Annotated in this window: 18 protein-coding genes and 1 pseudogene; 9 read left to right on the top strand and 10 right to left on the bottom strand. The window is 49.6% G+C overall.

The features are described from left to right. Positions 1 to 221: transposase (locus HQN88_RS22515; RefSeq protein ID WP_173116741.1), on the top strand; the 221-nt coding region annotated here is incomplete at its 5' end. Between the two features lie 492 nt (positions 222 to 713). Further along, positions 714 to 836, top strand: a complete 123-nt coding sequence (locus tag HQN88_RS38150; protein ID WP_276510218.1) for a hypothetical protein — start codon at positions 714 to 716, stop codon at positions 834 to 836. Between the two features lie 84 nt (positions 837 to 920). Here the strand turns inward: HQN88_RS38150 and HQN88_RS22525 are convergent, their stop codons facing one another. Together HQN88_RS22525 and HQN88_RS22530 are read right to left on the bottom strand one after the other, a co-directional pair. Then, positions 921 to 1,289, bottom strand: a complete 369-nt coding sequence (locus HQN88_RS22525; RefSeq protein WP_173116743.1) for a DUF4180 domain-containing protein — start codon at positions 1,287 to 1,289, stop codon at positions 921 to 923. Between the two features lie 26 nt (positions 1,290 to 1,315). Continuing rightward, positions 1,316 to 1,702 carry a winged helix-turn-helix transcriptional regulator gene (locus tag HQN88_RS22530; RefSeq protein WP_173116745.1) on the bottom strand — a complete coding sequence of 129 codons (387 nt, stop codon included), beginning with the start codon at positions 1,700 to 1,702 and terminating at the stop codon, positions 1,316 to 1,318. Between the two features lie 137 nt (positions 1,703 to 1,839). Between HQN88_RS22530 and HQN88_RS22535 the strand changes: the two genes are divergently transcribed. The 3 genes from HQN88_RS22535 to HQN88_RS22545 all read left to right on the top strand — a co-directional run bounded on the left by HQN88_RS22535 (position 1,840) and on the right by HQN88_RS22545 (position 5,673). Beyond that, the gene (locus tag HQN88_RS22535) at positions 1,840 to 3,072 is read left to right on the top strand and encodes an MFS transporter (RefSeq protein WP_173116747.1); all 1,233 of its coding nucleotides are present in this window, start codon (positions 1,840 to 1,842) and stop codon (positions 3,070 to 3,072) included. 20 nt (positions 3,073 to 3,092) lie between these two features. Then, on the top strand, positions 3,093 to 3,935 hold the full coding sequence (locus tag HQN88_RS22540; protein ID WP_173117078.1) for an aldo/keto reductase: 843 nt from the start codon (positions 3,093 to 3,095) through the stop codon (positions 3,933 to 3,935). 145 nt (positions 3,936 to 4,080) lie between these two features. Continuing rightward, positions 4,081 to 5,673: a catalase gene (locus HQN88_RS22545; protein ID WP_173116749.1), complete on the top strand. Its 1,593-nt coding sequence runs from the start codon at positions 4,081 to 4,083 to the stop codon at positions 5,671 to 5,673. 90 nt (positions 5,674 to 5,763) lie between these two features. On the opposite strand, the gene HQN88_RS22550 is transcribed toward HQN88_RS22545, so the two are convergent. Beyond that, positions 5,764 to 6,720 carry an NAD-dependent epimerase/dehydratase family protein gene (locus HQN88_RS22550; RefSeq protein ID WP_173116751.1) on the bottom strand — a complete coding sequence of 319 codons (957 nt, stop codon included), beginning with the start codon at positions 6,718 to 6,720 and terminating at the stop codon, positions 5,764 to 5,766. A gap of 95 nt (positions 6,721 to 6,815) precedes the next feature. Continuing rightward, on the bottom strand, positions 6,816 to 7,661 hold the full coding sequence (locus HQN88_RS22555; RefSeq protein WP_173116753.1) for a MerR family transcriptional regulator: 846 nt from the start codon (positions 7,659 to 7,661) through the stop codon (positions 6,816 to 6,818). 211 nt (positions 7,662 to 7,872) lie between these two features. Between HQN88_RS22555 and HQN88_RS22560 the strand changes: the two genes are divergently transcribed. Next, positions 7,873 to 8,232 carry a FlxA-like family protein gene (locus tag HQN88_RS22560; RefSeq protein WP_216855790.1) on the top strand — a complete coding sequence of 120 codons (360 nt, stop codon included), beginning with the start codon at positions 7,873 to 7,875 and terminating at the stop codon, positions 8,230 to 8,232. Between the two features lie 474 nt (positions 8,233 to 8,706). On the opposite strand, the gene HQN88_RS22565 is transcribed toward HQN88_RS22560, so the two are convergent. The 6 genes from HQN88_RS22565 to HQN88_RS22590 all read right to left on the bottom strand — a co-directional run bounded on the left by HQN88_RS22565 (position 8,707) and on the right by HQN88_RS22590 (position 15,845). Further along, positions 8,707 to 9,723 (bottom strand): SDR family oxidoreductase, encoded by a 1,017-nt coding sequence (locus HQN88_RS22565; protein WP_173116755.1) that lies wholly within the window; start codon positions 9,721 to 9,723, stop codon positions 8,707 to 8,709. 47 nt (positions 9,724 to 9,770) lie between these two features. Further along, positions 9,771 to 10,262 (bottom strand): SRPBCC family protein, encoded by a 492-nt coding sequence (locus HQN88_RS22570; RefSeq protein WP_173116757.1) that lies wholly within the window; start codon positions 10,260 to 10,262, stop codon positions 9,771 to 9,773. Positions 10,263 to 10,429: 167 nt separating this feature from the next. Then, positions 10,430 to 11,812: a sugar porter family MFS transporter gene (locus HQN88_RS22575; protein ID WP_173116759.1), complete on the bottom strand. Its 1,383-nt coding sequence runs from the start codon at positions 11,810 to 11,812 to the stop codon at positions 10,430 to 10,432. A gap of 244 nt (positions 11,813 to 12,056) precedes the next feature. Beyond that, positions 12,057 to 13,424, bottom strand: a complete 1,368-nt coding sequence (locus tag HQN88_RS22580; RefSeq protein WP_173116761.1) for a response regulator transcription factor — start codon at positions 13,422 to 13,424, stop codon at positions 12,057 to 12,059. Then, the gene (locus HQN88_RS22585; protein ID WP_173116763.1) at positions 13,399 to 14,859 is read right to left on the bottom strand and encodes a sensor histidine kinase; all 1,461 of its coding nucleotides are present in this window, start codon (positions 14,857 to 14,859) and stop codon (positions 13,399 to 13,401) included. Before HQN88_RS22585 ends, HQN88_RS22580 begins: the two co-directional genes overlap by 26 nt. Further along, entirely contained in the window at positions 14,856 to 15,845 is a 990-nt protein-coding gene (locus HQN88_RS22590; RefSeq protein WP_173117082.1) for a substrate-binding domain-containing protein, read from the bottom strand. Before HQN88_RS22590 ends, HQN88_RS22585 begins: the two co-directional genes overlap by 4 nt. Before the next feature lie 484 nt (positions 15,846 to 16,329). Between HQN88_RS22590 and HQN88_RS22595 the strand changes: the two are divergent. From HQN88_RS22595 to HQN88_RS22605, 3 genes and pseudogenes are all read left to right on the top strand, one after another. Then, a pseudogene (locus HQN88_RS22595) lies at positions 16,330 to 16,962 on the top strand (ABC transporter ATP-binding protein); the annotation flags it as partial. 159 nt (positions 16,963 to 17,121) lie between these two features. Continuing rightward, the gene (locus HQN88_RS22600; RefSeq protein ID WP_173116767.1) at positions 17,122 to 17,847 is read left to right on the top strand and encodes an ABC transporter permease; all 726 of its coding nucleotides are present in this window, start codon (positions 17,122 to 17,124) and stop codon (positions 17,845 to 17,847) included. 70 nt (positions 17,848 to 17,917) lie between these two features. Continuing rightward, the gene (locus tag HQN88_RS22605) at positions 17,918 to 18,619 is read left to right on the top strand and encodes a response regulator transcription factor (protein WP_274319750.1); all 702 of its coding nucleotides are present in this window, start codon (positions 17,918 to 17,920) and stop codon (positions 18,617 to 18,619) included.

Below are 18,619 nucleotides of genomic sequence, written 5' to 3' on the forward strand. Positions count from 1 at the left end.
TTAAATCCGATGAACACTCCGAACAAAAGGCATTTCAGGAAAGCGAGTATTTCAAGGAGAAATCTAAGGAACGCTACAAGATTGAAGCGAAGAACAGTGAACTCAAACACGGGCACGGGTACGATGTCGCCACATCCTCGGGTCTGCTTGCCATGCAATTGCAAGGTGCAATGACCATTTTCGCAGTAAATCTGAAGCGGATCTTAAAGTTAGCGGATTAAAAATACCGAATGAAACAGCGGTCTTAGGAGTAAAAAGAAGACATCCGACCCCAAAGAGGGAACGGATGTCTTCTTTTTTGATACGTAAAGGCCACTGAAAAATGCGTAAGTTTTTCAGTGGCCTCGGGGTATCCTGCGCTGCTTTTTTGTTGGTTGGAAGGGGCACTCGCGGCAGCGCGGGGCAGAAACACAACGCCCAAAACATTGCATTGTCACCATCCATCAATAGCGTACACTTTTGCGCGCATCGATGCCAGCAGCAATTAGATGTAAAAAGTACAGCTAAATCAGCTGATTCCGCGGTAAAAATAAGATTAACTGGATTTCCTACAGCTAATTTCAGCGTTTCGAACTCATCCAGCTTGAAGCCGCCAAATTAGCTACATGTTTTCCAGTTAAATCATGTTTCGGCGAGAAAAAGGCAGGATTAGCTGTAGTTTTTCCAGTTATTCGTTGCCGCGGGGCGTGGAGCTTACGTTAGGGGCAGGGACATTGATATTCAGCTCTGGTGCTGGTGCTGGTGCTGGTGCTGGTGCTGGTGCTGGTGCTGGTGCTGGTGCTGGTGCTGGTGCTGGTGCTGGTGCTGGTGCTGGTGCTGGTGCTGGTGCTGACTAAGTATGCGTTCGAACCAATTAGTTGAGTAGCTAAATTTGTTGGTGTTAATTGGTGCGTGTTAGATGTTTGGCGTCAGCTAAGCACTTACTTCACGCCATGCAAAGCATCCAAAGCAGCCTGCTCGTCTGCGACGAAGAAGAATTGCTTGCCATGATTGCATTCGTAGATGAAATCGCGGAGGCTTTTGCTGTCATATTGATCGAATTCGCCGATTACGGCCATCTTTATCTGATAGTTCGTGTATTTCTGGAGAACATCACCTGCTAGCTTTGTTTTCAGCTCAAAAAAATCCTCCGTCAAATTCCACTGATTAATAATAAACTTATTGCAACCTGTCAAGTATTGGATCGATGCCATCAAATCTAGCGCATCTTGCTCATTGCTGATGAGAATGTCCGTGCTCTCCACGATAGCTACTTGGGAATCGCCCTTCTGATTGATCGATGTATTCATGTCATTTCTACCTCTTTCTCCATAAGTTAATCAACTAGGACCTCTTCGTCCCGTTTATTCAGCACATTTTCCTCCAGAACAACGAATTTATCTCCGTATTCTTTGATGATATGTGTTTCTCCCCAATTGCAGAGCGAATCCAAGATTGGTTTCAGGCTTGCACCATACTCGCTGAGCGCGTACTCCACTTTAGGCGGCACTTGATTGTACACGATCCGATCCACGATCCCATCGTCTTCGAGCTCTCTAAGCTGTTGTGTCAGCATTTTCTGAGTGATTCTAGGCATCAATCGCTTGAGGTCACTCGTTCTCCGTTTGCCATGAGTCAAATGGCAGAGAATGACGCATTTCCACTTCCCGCCAATCACTTCCAGCGTGGCTTCTACAGAGATGTTGTACAGTTTTTTTGCCATCTGATGATTTCCCTCCATCCCTTGCTATAGGCACTGAAAAGTACCTACCGTACTAAAAAGTACGTACTGGTCAATCTAACTATTATGTCTGATAATAGCACTTACCGGCCGGGACATACAAGTTTGGAGTGATAGCTATGAAACAAGAAACCAAAGGAAATACACTAGCGCTGCTTGCCCTTGCAGTTAGCGCCTTCGCCATTGGCACAACCGAGTTTATCAGTGTCGGACTGCTTCCGCTCATTGCTGAAGACCTTCATATATCCATCACAGGTGCAGGCCTAACCGTTACGTTATATGCGTTAGGGGTTACTTTAGGAGCCCCGATCTTAACTTCACTAACCTCGACCGTCTCACGCAAAACGCTGCTGCTCTGGATTATGCTCGTGTTCATCGCGGGTAATCTATTGGCTGCCACAGCAAGTGGCATCGTTGTGCTGTTGATCGCCCGCGTCATATCTTCCCTGGCGCACGGTATCTTCATGTCGATTGGTTCGACCATCGCCGCCGATCTCGTGCCCGAGAACCGCAGAGCCAGCGCCATTGCGCTGATGTTCTCGGGACTTACCGTCGCCACCGTAACTGGTGTGCCGATCGGAACTTATCTCGGTCAGCAGCTTGGCTGGCGCGCTGCGTTCTTCGCCATTGTCGCCGTTGGCGTGGTGGCCCTAATCGCAAACCTGATCTTGGTGTCCTCCGATTTACGCAAAGGAATCCGGACACCGCTTGGTACACAGCTGAAGCTAGTCACTAATGGCCGACTGCTGCTTGCATTCTCCATTACAGCCTTAGGCTATGGCGGCACATTCGTGGTATTCACGTATTTATCTCCATTGTTACATGAGATTACAGGATTTGCAGAACATACAGTAGCGCTAATACTACTCCTATATGGAGTTGCCATTGCGATCGGCAATATCATTGGAGGTCGCGCCGCGAACCGTAACGCAAGCAAAGCCTTGCTCATCATGTTTCTTTTACAATCTGTCGTACTGTTTCTCTTTATGTTCACAGCGCCATTTAAAGCTGCAGGCTTAATCACCATCTTTTTCATGGGATTGCTTGCATTCATGAATGTCCCTGGCTTGCAAATCTACGTCGTACAGCTTGCGGAACGATTCGCCCCAGAGGCCAAAGATGTCGCATCTGCCTTTAACATTGCGGCTTTCAACGCTGGTATTGCCGGAGGAGCATTCCTCGGTGGCATCATTACCGATTCCATCGGCCTCATCCATACCACATGGGTAGGCGGAGCGATGGTTTTCGGTGCCGTCATTCTCACGGTTTGGAGTCGCAAGCTTGAAAAATCAGATCAAAGAAAAACATCACAACCAACACAGGCAACTATTTTAGGAGGAATACCACAATGACAACTCATTCGCACAACACTATGCATAACAACCTACAAGCTATAACTACTCTTCATAACGGCGTAACTATGCCATGGCTAGGGCTCGGCGTATTTAAGGTAGAGGACGGCCCAGAGGTCGTGCAAGCCGTGAAATCAGCCATGAAACTCGGCTATCGCAGCATCGATACCGCGGCTATCTATGGCAATGAGGCCAGCGTAGGCCAAGGGATTCGCGAAGGCATGGCGGAGCATGGTCTAACAAGAGATCAACTTTTCGTAACTTCAAAAGTCTGGAATGCCGATCTCGGCTATGAGTCCACGATTGCTGCCTATGAAGCGAGCTTGGAGAAACTGGGCTTGGACTATCTCGATCTTTACCTCATTCATTGGCCTGTTCAAGGTAAATATGTAGAGGCGTGGCGCGCGCTTGAGACGCTCTACAAAGAAGGACGCGTTAAAGCAATCGGCGTGAGCAACTTCCAAATTCATCATTTGGAGGATGTAATGGGGTCTGGATCAATTAAACCAATGGTCAACCAAGTGGAGCTTCATCCTCTTCTCGCTCAAACGGACTTGCATGATTTCTGCAAAAAGCATGGCATCCAGTTGGAAGCTTGGTCACCGCTCATGCAGGGTCAGCTTTTAGAAAATCCCGTGCTCAGCGAGATCGCTGCTCAATATGGTAAATCCATCGCACAAGTCATCCTACGTTGGGATCTCCAGCGCGGTATCGTTACCATTCCTAAATCGACCAAAGAACATCGCATCTTGGAAAATGGTTCGATCTTTGATTTCGAGCTCACGAACGAGGATATGGCGGCGATCAGTGGGATGAATCAGAATCTGCGTGTCGGCCCGGATCCAGATAATTTTGACTTTTAAGCCATGTAAGATGATGAAACTATCGCGTAAATTTGCAAGCCCTCGCTCCTTCTTCGGAAGGTGATTGAGGGCTTTTTACTAGGAATAATTTCCCTCCTATTGGTAAAAGTTACTTGTAACTGCTGCTAGGAGGATGCTTAACGACATGAGCAAAGACAAAATTGATCCGAATCATGTATCTGATCCAACCAATATGACTCTAACGAACCGCCAAGGCCATCCGATATCGGATAACCAGAACATCCGCACAATTGGCAATCGCGGGCCGTCAACACTCGAGAATTACCATTACATCGAGAAGATTTCCCATTTTGATCGGGAGCGAATTCCAGAGCGTGTGGTGCATGCGCGCGGCGCTGGGGCCCACGGGTATTTTGAGGCGTATGGGACGGTCGGCGACGAGCCGGTCTCTACGTATACGCGGGCTAAGCTATTTCAAGAGAAGGGGAAGCGTACCCCTGTGTTTGTTCGGTTCTCGACCGTGATACATGGTACATACTCGCCAGAAACATTGCGGGATCCGCGCGGCTTCGCGACGAAATTTTATACCGAGGATGGCAATTGGGACTTAGTCGGCAATAATTTAAAAATCTTTTTCATCCGCGATCCATTGAAATTCCCAGACATGGTGCACGCGTTCAAGCCAGACCCGGTCACAAACCTGCAGAACCCGGAGAAAATGTTCGACTTCGTCTCGAATTCGCCGGAAGCGACGCACATGATTACTTTCCTCTTCTCGCCATGGGGCATTCCAGCCAACTATCGGCAGATGCAGGGTTCTGGCGTCAATACGTACAAATGGGTCAATCAGAACGGGGATGCCGTGCTTGTGAAATACCATTGGGAGCCGTTGAAGCAAGGGATGAAGAACCTGAAACAGTCAGAAGCCGAGGCGATCCAGGGCAAAAACATCAGCCATGCCACGCAGGACCTCTATGAAGCAATTGCGCGGGAGGATTATCCGGAGTGGGAGCTTTGTGTGCAGATTTTGAGTGACGACGAGCACCCTGAACTCGATTTCGATCCGCTCGATCCGACGAAGTTGTGGGATCATGAGAAGATACCTTTCCGTAAAGTTGGCAAAATGGTACTAGATCGCAATCCGGAGAACTATTTCGCTGAGGTAGAGCAGGTCGCTTTCGGGACGGGGGTTCTCGTCGATGGCCTCGATTTCTCGGACGATAAGCTGCTGCAGGGGCGGACCTTCTCTTACTCGGATACACAGCGCTATCGTGTGGGAACGAACTACCTCCAGCTGCCGATCAATGCGCCGAAGTCGCCAGTTGCCACGAACCAGCGGGATGGGCAGATGACGCTGATGGTGGACAAAGCTCCCGGGCAAAACCCGCATGTCAACTACGAGCCCTCTTCGCTCGGCGGGTTGCAGGAAGCGGCGCCTTCGGGTAAAGAGCATCAGCCGATGTATAATGATCGCTTAGTTCGCGAGAAGATAAGCCGCACTAATGATTTTGGGCAGGCTGGCGATACGTACCGCAAGTTCGAGGATTGGGAGCGCGATGAGTTGATCGCGAATTTGGTGGATGCTTTGAAGATCTGTAAGCCTGTGATACAGGCGAACATGATCAGCTATTTCGAGCAGGCCGATCCGGATTACGGACGGCGTGTGTCTGAGGGTCTCGCTCAAGCGAAGATTGAGCTGGAGCACTTGGGTTCAGCCGCCGCAAAGGCTGGAGCTGAATTGGCGGAGTCCGCTGGGCAGCGGACGGACGGTTATTAAAGAGGAAGGCACCCGGAATGGGTGCCTTCTTGGGTTGTGGGAGGCTCCGAGTTGTGTGCGAAGTGGGAACATGGCACCCAGTGCTATGCCCTACCCAACCCGCTCCTCCTGCATCCTATCCTTATACCATCGCACGGTATGCCTGATAGCTTCCTCATGCGGAGTCGTCGTTTGCGGGCCAAAGACCGCCTCAAATTTGCTGTGATCCACGATGAAGGGATGTTCAAACTCGTAGAGAACCTCTTTGAGCTCCCTCAACATGGGATGAAAGAGTCCGATCATCGTCACCATACCTCGAGATAATGCGCTAATTTTGCTTGCTGTACCTAGTTCATCGAAAATCAACTCGAGCATCTGCCGGGTTGTGTGCGTCTTCGCGCTTGGTAGATGCCAGACCTCACCCAGCGCACGTTCCTCATGACCAAGCGTCACGAGGCCTCTGGCGAAGTCGTCAATGTACGTGTAGGTATGCGGAACATCCAAGTTACCTAACAAACCTACAGGCTTGCCGCTCAAGGCGAAGCCAAAGACGCGCTCCCCTAGGGAGGACTGCTTAACCCCAGGCCCATAGAAATCCGATGCGCGGCCAATCGCCACGCGGACCTTCCCCGATTGATGCGCTAGCAGCAACTCCTCCGCCATCTGGGCGCGTGTTTGCCCTTTTTTGCCAGTAGCTAGGTGTGGTAGGTTCTCAGTCAGAGGTTGATTTGCTTGGCCATACATATACAGGTTGTCACCATAGATCAGCTTCGCACCAGCGGCAGCAGCACCTGCCATAATCCCTCGGGTAAGGCCGGGGAATTGGGTCGGCCAGTTCGTATAGCCCGGATGAGCACAGTGATAGACCACAGCAGCATCCTTACACAGCGCCACTGCATCAGCAAGTTGGGAAGCATCCCCTTTGGCTACTTCCACCGCTGCCGTCTCAGACAATCTCCCACTGCGATTTACCATGCGTATACGTTCAACCCCGCGCCGCTTTAACTCCCGCATGACCGCCATCCCTAGTGGCCCCGTTCCAACAATCACATGCACTTGATTACTCATTCATCATGCCCCCTCGTTTTCGATACCCTAACGATATTGTCTACCGTAACGAGAGAGTCAAGAGATATCTACAAATTGTTGGACCGTTTATTGTTTTATTGGGATATAGGCACTTGAAGTTCCACGACTACATTGTTGTAATCGTGAAGATGGTTTTCTCTTCCGAATAGGTGCAGCTCCCGAACCGGGCCGGTTTGTGCATAGCCATTTGCTCCAAGCCATGTAAAAAGCGCCAGAATCCCCTCGCCAACACCCATGAAAGGCCCTTTGTAAATAAGGCTTGCTACCATGGGCTCAGCTGGAATTTCATATACGGTGAGGGGGCTAGTTGGGCGTAGGCGGGCTAATGAATCAAAGCTAAATCCCACTTCAATGTCGAAATTCTCCTCGATAAACTCCGTCATATGATACAGAACGTACTCTTGCTGCATATGCCCGATCCATGCCTGACCCCCCAGCCCTTCTTCAAGCTCCTCGAACATCTGACAGCGGTAGACGGGCATATCCTGTACGCGAGGTACGATTCGGCGAAGCCCGGCTATATAGAGCGCTGGTACCTGCTTAATCCCAACCTCATACGCAGGTTTCTCACCCAGTCGTTCTAGTTGGTGCAATCTAGACTCAATACGCGCCATTTGTTGTGCAGCTTCCTCTATTTGATTCGCTAGCTCCGCTTTCTTCTTGTGCATCATTTGCTTCATGTCGTCCATGGTGATTGCTTGATCGATCATCGTCACGATCTCATCTAACGAAAACCCCGTCTCTTTCAGCACCACGATATGATGAATTCGAGTTAGCTGCTCATACGTGTAATACCGATAGCTGGTCGCGTTATCGATATAAGCAGGCTTTAATAAGCCGCGCTCATCGTAATGGCGAAGGGTGCGTATGGTCACCTGTGCAATTTTGGAAAAGAGTCCGATTCTAATCAAATTCGACATCGTTATCCGCCTTTCAAATCCATGTCCTTATATATCCATTATACGGATTCCACTTCAAATAAGGTGAGTAAGTTACCGATTGCCACATCCGATCTCAATTTTAAGCAAATCCTCAGTCCACCTTCAGCGTTTCCTCAATTTGGTATGTCACAGTCGCCTGTGGGCTTCCCAACATGTCCAAACTGAACCTAGAAAGGAGGCTCAAAACATCATGTCGATATCCATAGCCTCAACGACATCCACTAGCAGTTCGTATTCCTTCACTTCCAGCTCAACGGATTCAGCTGCCCTTGAAAAACAAAAAGCCAAGCTGCAAGCCGAACTAACGAAGGAACAGCAGAGCAAGGACGATCAAAAGACGAAAGAGCGTAAGGTACAGCTCATCCAGCAACAGATCCAGCAAATTGATCAGCAGATCGCGCAGATGAGCTCGAAATCCAACAGCAGCAGCGGTAGCTCTAGCCAACACGATTCCGGCGCTAGGAACTCGAACAACCCTTCCGGCCCGAACAGCGCTGCCAGCAAAAAAGTGAACACGAATCCCAACGGAACGTTGGATATTCTGATTTAGATAAACGCCTCCGCCGTCCTTCAAGGACGGGAGCGTTTATGGAGAATACACAAAAAGGGACTGTACTTGAGAAGTACGTCCCTTTTTGTATACGGCAGCATCCTTGAACCCATTCTTGCTGGCATCCTCCGGCCGAACAAAAGATTAACTGTAATTTATACAGCTAATTTCAACTCTTATTCGTCTTTCAGTAAAATAACTGGAAATTATCCATCTAATTTGAAGAATTCGAGAGGAAATTGATGAAAACGGGTGATTTAACTACATATTTTACATCTAATCGTTGATTTCGGAAGAATTCGCAAGATTTAACTGTATGTTTTCCATTTAGTCGGATCGGCGCGGTGGGCAGGGGCAGCGAACGGTGGGCGGGAAATCACGTGAAGTGTGATTTCCTAGGCGCACATATTGGGTAAGCATCGCTGACCCAAACCCCATAACATATAAAAAGGCACCCTCAGGGTGCCTCTTCTTTTACGCAAGAATCGCTTTCTTCGCAGACTCTAGCGCTCCTATGACCTTGTCGCACCACACATCGAATTCCGGATCTTCCCGCTGCAGCTCAGGGTTAGCCAAAATCGTAGCAATCGTCCGTTTTACCCCTTGATCAAATCGCGTTGTAGCCACGAATTCAGGCACAAGCCGCTTCAACTTCGCGTTGTCGAAAACAACGGAGTTCGCTTTATCTCCAAGCAAGCCTCCACGGTAGTCTTGAGCACTGCTAGCATCGAGGAATTCAGACGCCACATGCACCGCGTGAAGCTTCACGCCAAGCGCATCAGCGATCGCTTCGTAAATCTGATTCCACGTCAATGTCTCATCGGATGTGATATGAACAGATTCCCCAATGGCATGAAGATTGCCCATGAGTCCAATGAACCCTTTGGCAAAATCACTGTTGTGGGTCATCGTCCATAAGGATGTTCCGTCGCCGTGGATGATCACAGGCTTATTCGCCAGCATGCGCTTAGCTACCTGCCAGCTCCCCTTTGTACCATGTACACCAAGAGGGATGGAGCGCTCATCGTACGTATGACTCGGTCTAATAATTGTAATCGGGAATCCTTGTTCCCTATACTGCTTCACTAAGTACTCTTCACAAGCGATTTTGTTTCTGGAGTAAGCCCATAAGGGGTTGGATAATGGCGTTCCTTCCGTGATTCGGTAATCAGATAAAGGTGTCTGATACGCAGAAGCCGAGCTGATAAAGATGAACTGCTTCGTTTTGCCTTGAAAAAGTCGGTAATCCCGCTCCAGCTGGGACGGCTCGAATGCGATAAAATCCGCGACAACATCAAACGATAAGTCCGCGATCAGCTTTGCCACGCGCTCCTCGTCGTTAATGTCCGCTTGCAGGATACGTGCACCTTCTGGTAAGTCCGCATTGCGCGTCCCTCTGTTCAACAAATATAGTTCACAACCTGCGGCTAGCAATTGTCTCGTAATCGCCGAGCTGATAGTGCCGGTGCCGCCAATAAATAATGCCTTCATGATTTCGCCTCCGTTATCCCCATATTCAAGTATGTATTACTTATGTATTACGCCTGATTCGTCAGAACTGCGTCTGTTAACTGCTTATACTTCACATACCAACCATTCCACATATCCTTACGTGAGGGAATCGTTCTACCCGCTAGTAACGCCTCAATCACATCTAAACACACGTGCCACCCAGCCAAATCTCTTGGCGTGTGTTCCGTTATTTGATGTAAGTACTCACTGAACACGAGATGACATCCACCGTCTGACTCCGCATGAAGTTCGAAACGAACGCGATCCTTATCCCATGTAAAAGCCAACACCTGGTCTTGGCTAAACTCCAGAATGTCCATAGGAATAACTGTCCCGTCAGGCATATTGAACTTTATCACTCCGCCTTCACGGAGTTCGCCCACCTCTAACTCGGGAAACCACTGCGTGAGCTTGTCATTTTCCGTCAACCATGACCAGACTTCCTTCACATCATGCTGCCAATGACGCTCATAACGAGCCAAATATCCTCCTTGAGCGGATTGCAGATCAGCTATCATATGATGCCTCCTCCATTTTGTCCTATCAAAAAGTACAACCGAGTGTCCTAGCTTCATCTTACCTGTAGATGCGGGTTTAAATCAAGAAATAGCACCAAATGGAGGAGTTCCTTCGCATGCATAGCAAAAAAGCCGAGGTTAGGGCCCCGGCCTTTCTGTTCATGCTTTTATGCTTTTTTCGCGGACCATAGGGACTCGATTTCTTCCAGTGATCTGCCCTTCGTTTCAGGCACAACTCGCATGGTGAAGACGAACGTCACCAAGGAAAGGATGCCGAAGATCCAGAAGGTTATCGCTGGACCAGCAGAGCTAAGCAGTGGAGGGAACGTCTGCGAGACGACATAATCTGCGATCCACAGTGCCATCGATGCGATAGCTGTTGCTTTGCCGCGAATACGATTCGGGAAAATTTCGGACATGATCACCCATACAACAGGCCCTAAGGACACCGCGAAGGAAGCTACGTAAAGTAGGATAAAGACGAGTACAAGATTACCTGATGTGTGACCCGTGTGGAACGCGATGCCAATCACCGCCAAGCAGATCGTCATGGAAGCCGAACCGACCAGCAGCAGTACCTTCCTGCCCACTTTATCGATGAGCCATATCGCAAGGATTGTGAAGAGAAAGTTGATTAATCCGACTAGAATTGTCTGCGTCAGCGCGGCATTCGTGCCTGTGCCCGTTTGTTTGAAAATCTCAGGCGCATAGTACATAACGGCGTTGATGCCCGTCACTTGCTGGAGAATGGCCAAACCCACACCGACGATTAACGCAAGCCGCAGTGCCGGGCTGAACAGTTGGCGAATGGAGCCATTTTCTTGTTTAAAAGATTCCTTGATCTCCATTACTTCTTTTTTGGCTAGTTCTTCCCCATGAATGCGCAGCAAGATTGGAAGTGACTCGGCAGCTCTTCCTTGCTTGATTAACCATCTTGGGCTTTCGGGTACGAAGAATAGCAGTACTAAGAATATTAAGCCAGGAAATGCCCCGAAACCGAACATCCAACGCCAGCCCGACGCAATATTCCAGGCCTCATCGGAATGATTCGCAATGCTGGTATTGATGAAATACACGAGGAATATCCCTGTCACCGTAGCAAATTGGTTCAATGCCACCAGTCGGCCGCGATATTTCGCAGGTGCGATTTCCGCGTTATACAGCGGGCAAAGCGTTGAGGTGATCCCAATGCCAAGTCCGCCAATGATACGGGCAATAATATACCCCGTAAACGTATCAGGGATTGCAGAGCCGATAGAGCCAATGATAAACAGCAGTGCAGCTGCAATGAGCACCCTTTTCCGACCGAAACGATCACTTAGGATACCAGATGCCGCTGCACCTACGATGCACCCAATAATTAAACTGGAAACCGCCCAGCCTACCTCCACTTCACTAAGCGTAAAGCGCTCTTTCATGAAACCAACAGCACCTGATACGACGGCTGTATCGAAGCCGAACAAAAGCCCGCCGAGCGCAGCAACGATGGAGACGAGTGTGACGAATTTTATGCTAACATGTTGACTTGAATTGTCTATTTGTGCACTCATAATGATGGTCCCTTCTGACGTCTACCGCATCTTCATGCGAGTCTTTGATCTTACCTTTTGTGTGAAGCGAGACTCATTATAGCATGGGTTTTCTGACAGCTGGGGAACCTTTCCCTGCACTAATTTGTGATATACCAGCATAAAAATAATCCGTCTCAGACTCACGCCTCTCCCAGGCCTCCGGCTAGCATAATCTTGTCTGGAAATAGCAAAATAGTCCTTGCCCAGCATGGAATATTTTTCCTTATAGCCCCGTGCGGTACTCCGTCGGGGTAACACCTGTCACCTTTTTGAACACGCGGCTGAAATAATTCGGATCCTTATATCCGACCAAATAGCAAACTTCCTTCAGGCTAAAATGACCCTCGCTAATAAGCTCCTTGGCCCTCTCAATGCGCAGCCGTGTCACATAATCGATGAAAGTCTCGCCAGTTTGCTGTTTGAACACTTTGCTAAAATAGTGGGGATTCAAGTGAACAAGCTCAGCAACATCCTCGAGTGAAATGTCCTCCTGAAGCTTCTCATGAATGTAAGTCAGCGCACGATCTAGCACCGTCCATGTTTGCTGTTCACGCTCCTCGCGGATTCGCCGAATGGCTAACTCTACGTAAGTGCGCTCCGATGTATTGTCGGCGGTACGCGGTTCGGCCAAGCCTCGCTGCCCTTCCGCAGGGAGCCCTTTCAGTTCCTCGAAGGACCGCGCGTTGCCCCACTTTTTATCATACGTCGCTGCAAATACGGCTTCAAAGTAGGACGTGCGGATTCCCTCTAACTCATATCGAATCGAACCGATGCCGATATTGACGTCAATGCCGCGTGCCTGACGCAGATGTTCCACGAGCTTCGCGCCTAAGGATGCAGCTTCTTCCCGCAGAACCTCAGCAGTCAACGGAGCACGGTCCACGAGAAAGATGGCCATATGCCAATGCACCATCGAGCTAACGACACATCCGACGCGATTCTTGAGATAACCTTTTGTGAAAGTTTTGACGGTTTCGTAGATTTTCTTCTTCGTGGTGCCCACTTCCTTATCGGATATAGGCCCAAGCTCTGGCAGAGCAAGGACTAGTGCACATCCCTGTTCCGTGGATATCTCCAAAATATCCGCCAAATACCCGGCATCCGTTTCATTCACAGGATCGGACATAATGACTAGCGCCATTTCCGTCTCAGCCAGTGGAAGCAGCTGAAAATAGTTATCCCGCATCGCGAGCTCACCCTCCCGCTTCCGCCCTTCTTGCTCAATTTCCGCAACTAAGCGCTGTAGGAGCTCAACAATCTGATCCCGTTTGGCAGGTTTGACTAGATAGTCCTTGACCCCTAAAGAAAGGGCTTCTCTGGCATACTCGAATTGCTCGTAGGCGGTCACTAGCACCATTTTCGTCTGAGGATGTCCCGCTTTGATTTCTCTCAATGCTTCCAACCCCTGAATACCCGGCATTCGGATGTCCATGAGGATGATGTGGGGGCGGTGCTCGTCCGCTTGTTGAATCGCAATGCGGCCATTCTCCGCATGAATGACCTCGAATGTATCTGGCATCATGCGGCCCACGATCCATTCGATGCCTTCTCTCTCTAACGCTTCATCATCGGCGATCAGTAAACGATACATCTCCAACCCCCTTTCCTTCGGCCGGCAGCCGCAAGACGACCTTCGTCCCTCGGCCAGGATCACTTTCAATGCGCACGAGATCCTTTTGGCCATAAAATAAAGCTAATCGTTTGAACACATTTCGTGTTCCTAAACCTGTGGACTGGCCATTGGCGCGGGAAACCTGAGGTTCCCCGTCCACATCCAGCAGCGCTTCGCGAATCTCCGCGCTCATCCCCACCCCATTGTCCGAGATCGCGACTAGCGTTTCGTCGTCTCCTTGTGTAATCGTGAGCTGTATGACAGCTCCTGCCTCCATCCCCTCTATACCGTGCACGAACACATTTTCGAGAATAGGCTGCAGCGTCAGCATCGGTACGGGAACGTCCAGTCCGCCCTCATCAATCTCCATCACAAACTGAATGCGATTGCGGAACCGAGCTTGCTGAATGGTAAAATATTGTTTGGCATGCTCTACCTCATCCCTAAGCCGCACAGGTCGATCTAGCTTTCGCAAATTATAGCGGAGCAAATTCGACATCGTGACCGTCAAATCACTCGTTTGCTCAGCACCCTCCAATAGGGCAAGCTTGGACAACACATTCAAGGAATTGAAGAGAAAGTGCGGGTTCATTTGATTTTGCAACACCTCGAGCTCCATTTCTTTCAACTGCTTGTCCTTCTCCAATCCTTCCGTTTCCTTCACAATAAGCGCTTTGAGATTATCCTGCATATGTCCAAACGCTCGTGCTAAGACGCCAAACTCATGGTCTTCCGGCAATGGAGGGATCGGAGCATGCAGATCACCGTCCGACATTCGCTGCGCCACGTGTGCTAGCTGTCTGATTGGGCGCGAGATACCGAGTGAAATGCGATAGGCCAGCACGATACTGATCAAGGTAGTAAGGATGAAAATAACGACACCCCAGTGATTCATCCCCTCCGTTTGGATCAGAATTTGCCGATAGAGCGGCTGATAGTAGCTCAACTCCAAATCAATCAGTTGGTAGCCTTCCTCCTGTATGAAAGTCGCTGTCCGTTCTGCTTCTTCATAAAAGGCCGTATACGCTAGCGGATCTGGACTGCTGGTTGCTTGGATCACGCCTGCTTCTTGTGTCATGAAGGTATAGACCATATGGGTATAGCTGCGGAACGTGAGGTCGGTCGCTGGAATCGTGTTTTGTGAAGCTATTTTCTGCTGCAATACCTCCAACGCCTCCTTCTGGCGTAAAAAGGCCAACCTGCTGTCCTCGCTTCGGTCCACGATGTATCCGTTCATAGCACGAAGATTGTCCTGCGTTTGCCCGGCAATTTGTTTGTACAATAATACCCGATTGAGCATAACATTATAGCTTTCCTGTACGGATCTGCCACTATGAAAGATGAAATAAGCCACGGCGTTATTCAAAATAAACAGCGCAGGCAGCACGATAAACAACATGCGACGTATATTCACGGGGAACTCGCAGGCGTTAGCGTCGTCGCATCGAGGATGTACGTGCCTGTAACCTCCTGCGGAGGTAATGCGCTACCTAGGAAATGAGAAGCTAGTAGCTGTACGGCTAGCGAACCGATTTCATACGGTTGCTGCACAATGGAAGCCTTGATGCTTCCTTGGCTGATTCCCTGCTTCGTCGCTGCCACATCATCGAAGCCGAACACGAGCGTGCCATCCCGATGCGCTGCTTTCACCCCTTCCGCGATGCCTGCCGCGTCTAAAGAGCTGAAGCCCACCATCGTCTGTATGGCGGGATATTGCTTGAGCATCGCCTCCGCCTGTTTGGCCGCCTGAATCCGAGATATATGCGATGAGCGAATATCTATAATTTCAAAATGCGGCATATCCGCAATACCATCGCGGAATCCCTCTAAACGCTGCTGTTGATTCTCCGCCTGCTCACTTCCAATAATGACACCGATTCGCCCCTTGCCGGTTGCGGCTCCCGCTACGAGTTCCCCCATCCGTCTACCGGCTTCCCGATTATCCGTGCCCACATAGGTCAATCTTCGGCTGTTCGGTTCATCGGCATCTAACGTAATCACTGGAATGCCTTGATCGATCGCTTTGCTGATCAACAGATCATACTGCGGCTCCTTGATCCCTTGCACAAGAAGGGCATCGGGCTTAGCTGCTATCGACTTCTCCAGCAGACTCATCTGCTCCTCTGGATTGATACGAATTGGACCCAAGTAATCAATCTTCATACCACGGCTTGCTGCGGCTTCGCTCGCGCCCTTCTCCACCGTTCGCCAGAATGGGTTGTCCAACTCTTGCGCGATGAGCACAATGTGTTTGAACAGCGGCTTCTCAGCCTCGCTATGTGGCTCCATCTGTCCCACTAGCTGTCCAATATGCATCGTGGATATGAGAAATTGCAGCATCACATAGCAAAAAACAAGAAATAAGCCCAGCAGGCCGAACGTCCAGCCTTTATTCCGCATTCGCACGGTGTCACCTCCTGATCAGCGCATTCGTCCGTTACCGTACCGCTAGGAGGAACGCTTTTTGATTAGTATGAACCCAGCGGGGGATGCACATGCAATGTTTACCACGGGGAGGAACGTTGAGGGCTAGCTTGTGAAGATGATTAGCTGGAAAACCTCCAGCTATTTTCGCCCTTGTAGCCTCGAATGGATGATTAGATGGATTTCATACAGGTAATTCCTTTGTTTTTGGCTCAAATGGAGCATATGGCATCGAATTAGCTGTAGGTTTTCCAGTAAATCGGAGAAATGGGCTGAATTCAGCGGAAATAGCTGTATGTTTTCCAGTAAATTGCGTTTGGGGAGCGCTCCAAGCGTGTAGCGAGAATGTTGATCCACTTCGAAAGACTTTCGTAAGGTTTAGGAAAGAGTCTTGCATGATGTGTCTAGTAAGATAAGCGTATGAAACTTATTGGAGGTAACGCATATGAACAAGTTGAACATACAACCCGTTGTCGAAGTACGTAATCTGACGAAGCGGATTCGACATAAGAACATCGTGGATCAGATTAGTTTTGAACTTTTTCCTGGCGAAGTATTCGGCTTCCTCGGGCCCAATGGCGCAGGAAAAACAACGACCATCCGCATGATGGTCGGCCTCATCGGCATGAGCGACGGTGATGTCGCGATTAACGGCCTCAGCATTCGCACAAGCTTCCGGGAAGCGATTCGACACGTTGGTGCGATTATCGAGAATCCCGAGCTCTACAAGCATCTCACCGGGATGCAAAATCTAAAGCAATTCGCTCGCATGGATGGCAATATCCCGCAGAGCCGCATCGACCAGATCGTGCACCTCGTCGGGCTCACCGCCCGTATCCACGATAAGGTGAAGACGTACTCGCTCGGCATGCGCCAGCGGCTAGGAATCGCCCAGGCCCTGCTCCACGAGCCCGCCGTGCTCATCCTCGATGAGCCGACCAACGGTCTCGACCCGGCAGGCATCCGTGAAATGCGCCAGCTCGTCCGCAAGCTAGCCGCTGAAGAGGGCATCGCAGTGATGGTGTCCTCTCATCTGCTCGCGGAAATGGAGCAAATGTGCGACCGCTTCGGCGTCGTGACCGAAGGACAATTGCGTACGACCTTTGCGCTGGCAGATTTTCAGACGCAGACGAACACACAAACACTCGAAGAAAAATATATCGAGCTTACGGAGGTTGCCCACTATGCTTAACTTCACCAAACTCGTCAAAATGAAGGTATTAAAATCTTCACCAAAATCGGAACCTGGGTCATGATTGCCTTCATTCCGATACTTGTTATTGCGGTAGCCCTGCTTTGTAAATATGCAGACCAAGATGAGCTTGCCGTGAACAATGTGTGGGAGTTCTTAGATTTGTGCCTTTCCGCCATTCCCAATCTCATGGATATTGTCACACTGTTTACGATTATCGTTGCCGCGGGCATTGTTGCCTCCGAGTTCTCCGGCGGTACGATTAAATTACTGCTGATCCGCCCCTTCAGCCGCTCAACGATCTTACTTTCCAAGTTCGCGACCGTACTATTGTTCGGGTTGGGTCTTATGCTGTTGCTTTTATTCACCACTATTCTTATGGGTGGCATGTTTTTCGGATTTGGCGGCGCTTCTGAGCTTCATGATGGGGCTGCATTCACAAATGCCGTTTATTCTTGGAAGGCTATCGGCTACAGCGGCATCGAAATGATCGTTATGGTCACACTGGCCTTCATGTTCTCTTCTGTGTTTCGTGCAAGCTCCATGGCCATCGGGATTTCCTTGTTTTTCTTACTAACCAGCGGTCAGTTAGCCTATGTTCTCAAGCCTTTTGAATGGTCCAAATTTCTGATTTTCGCCAACACGAATTTGTTGAGTTATGTGGACGGCAGGCCGCTAATGAGCAGTATGTCCTTATCTTTTTCATTAGTGATGTTGGCCTGTTATCAACTGCTATTCCTCGCTCTGTCTTGGTATGTGTTCGCGAAGCGCGACGTTTCGATATAAACCGCATCTGTTTCATTATGAGTGGACAAAGCAGTATACTTGAAGCATATGACATAAAGGTGGAACTAATATGCCTAATCACATTTTGCTTGTAGAAGATGACCCGGCAATTGCTGAAATGGTCCTGGGCCATTTAACCAAAGAGAGTCTCACCGTTCGACATGCCCCTGATGGGGAGGCGGCGCTGCGGCTCTTTGCCGAGGAAGCTTTTGATATGATTCTGCTGGATCTGATGCTGCCTGGCGTCGATGGCATGGAGGTACTGCGCAGAGTGCGGAGCGGAAGTACGGTGCCTGTTCTCATTTTGTCCGCGAAGGATAGTGATGTTGAGAAAGCATTGGGTCTCGGCTTTGGGGCAGATGACTATTTGGCGAAGCCATTCTCCCTTATTGAGTTGTCAGCACGTGTAAAAGCCATTTTGCGGCGGGCCTCGCAATATGCCAGTCCTTCTGCACCAGCTGCTGAGCAAGCCCTGTTGCGTATTCATGAGCTGACGCTTCATCCCGATGAGCATCTCGTGACCAAAAACGACTCGCCCCTCAACCTCACGGCCAAGGAGCTTCTGATCTTAAAGCTGTTAATGTCTCATCCCAAACGCGCCTTCTCCAAGGAACAAATCTATCGCTCGGTATGGAATGACGCTTATTATGACGATGTGAATGCGATTCAGGTCCATATTTCCCGCTTACGAGAAAAGATTGAGGACGATCCTGCACACCCGCGGTACATCAAGACCGTATGGGGGATTGGTTACAAAATGGGGGATTTCTGA

This window comes from Paenibacillus qinlingensis (genome assembly GCF_013204845.1).
Classification (GTDB): Bacteria; Bacillota; Bacilli; order Paenibacillales; family NBRC-103111; genus Paenibacillus_E; species Paenibacillus_E qinlingensis.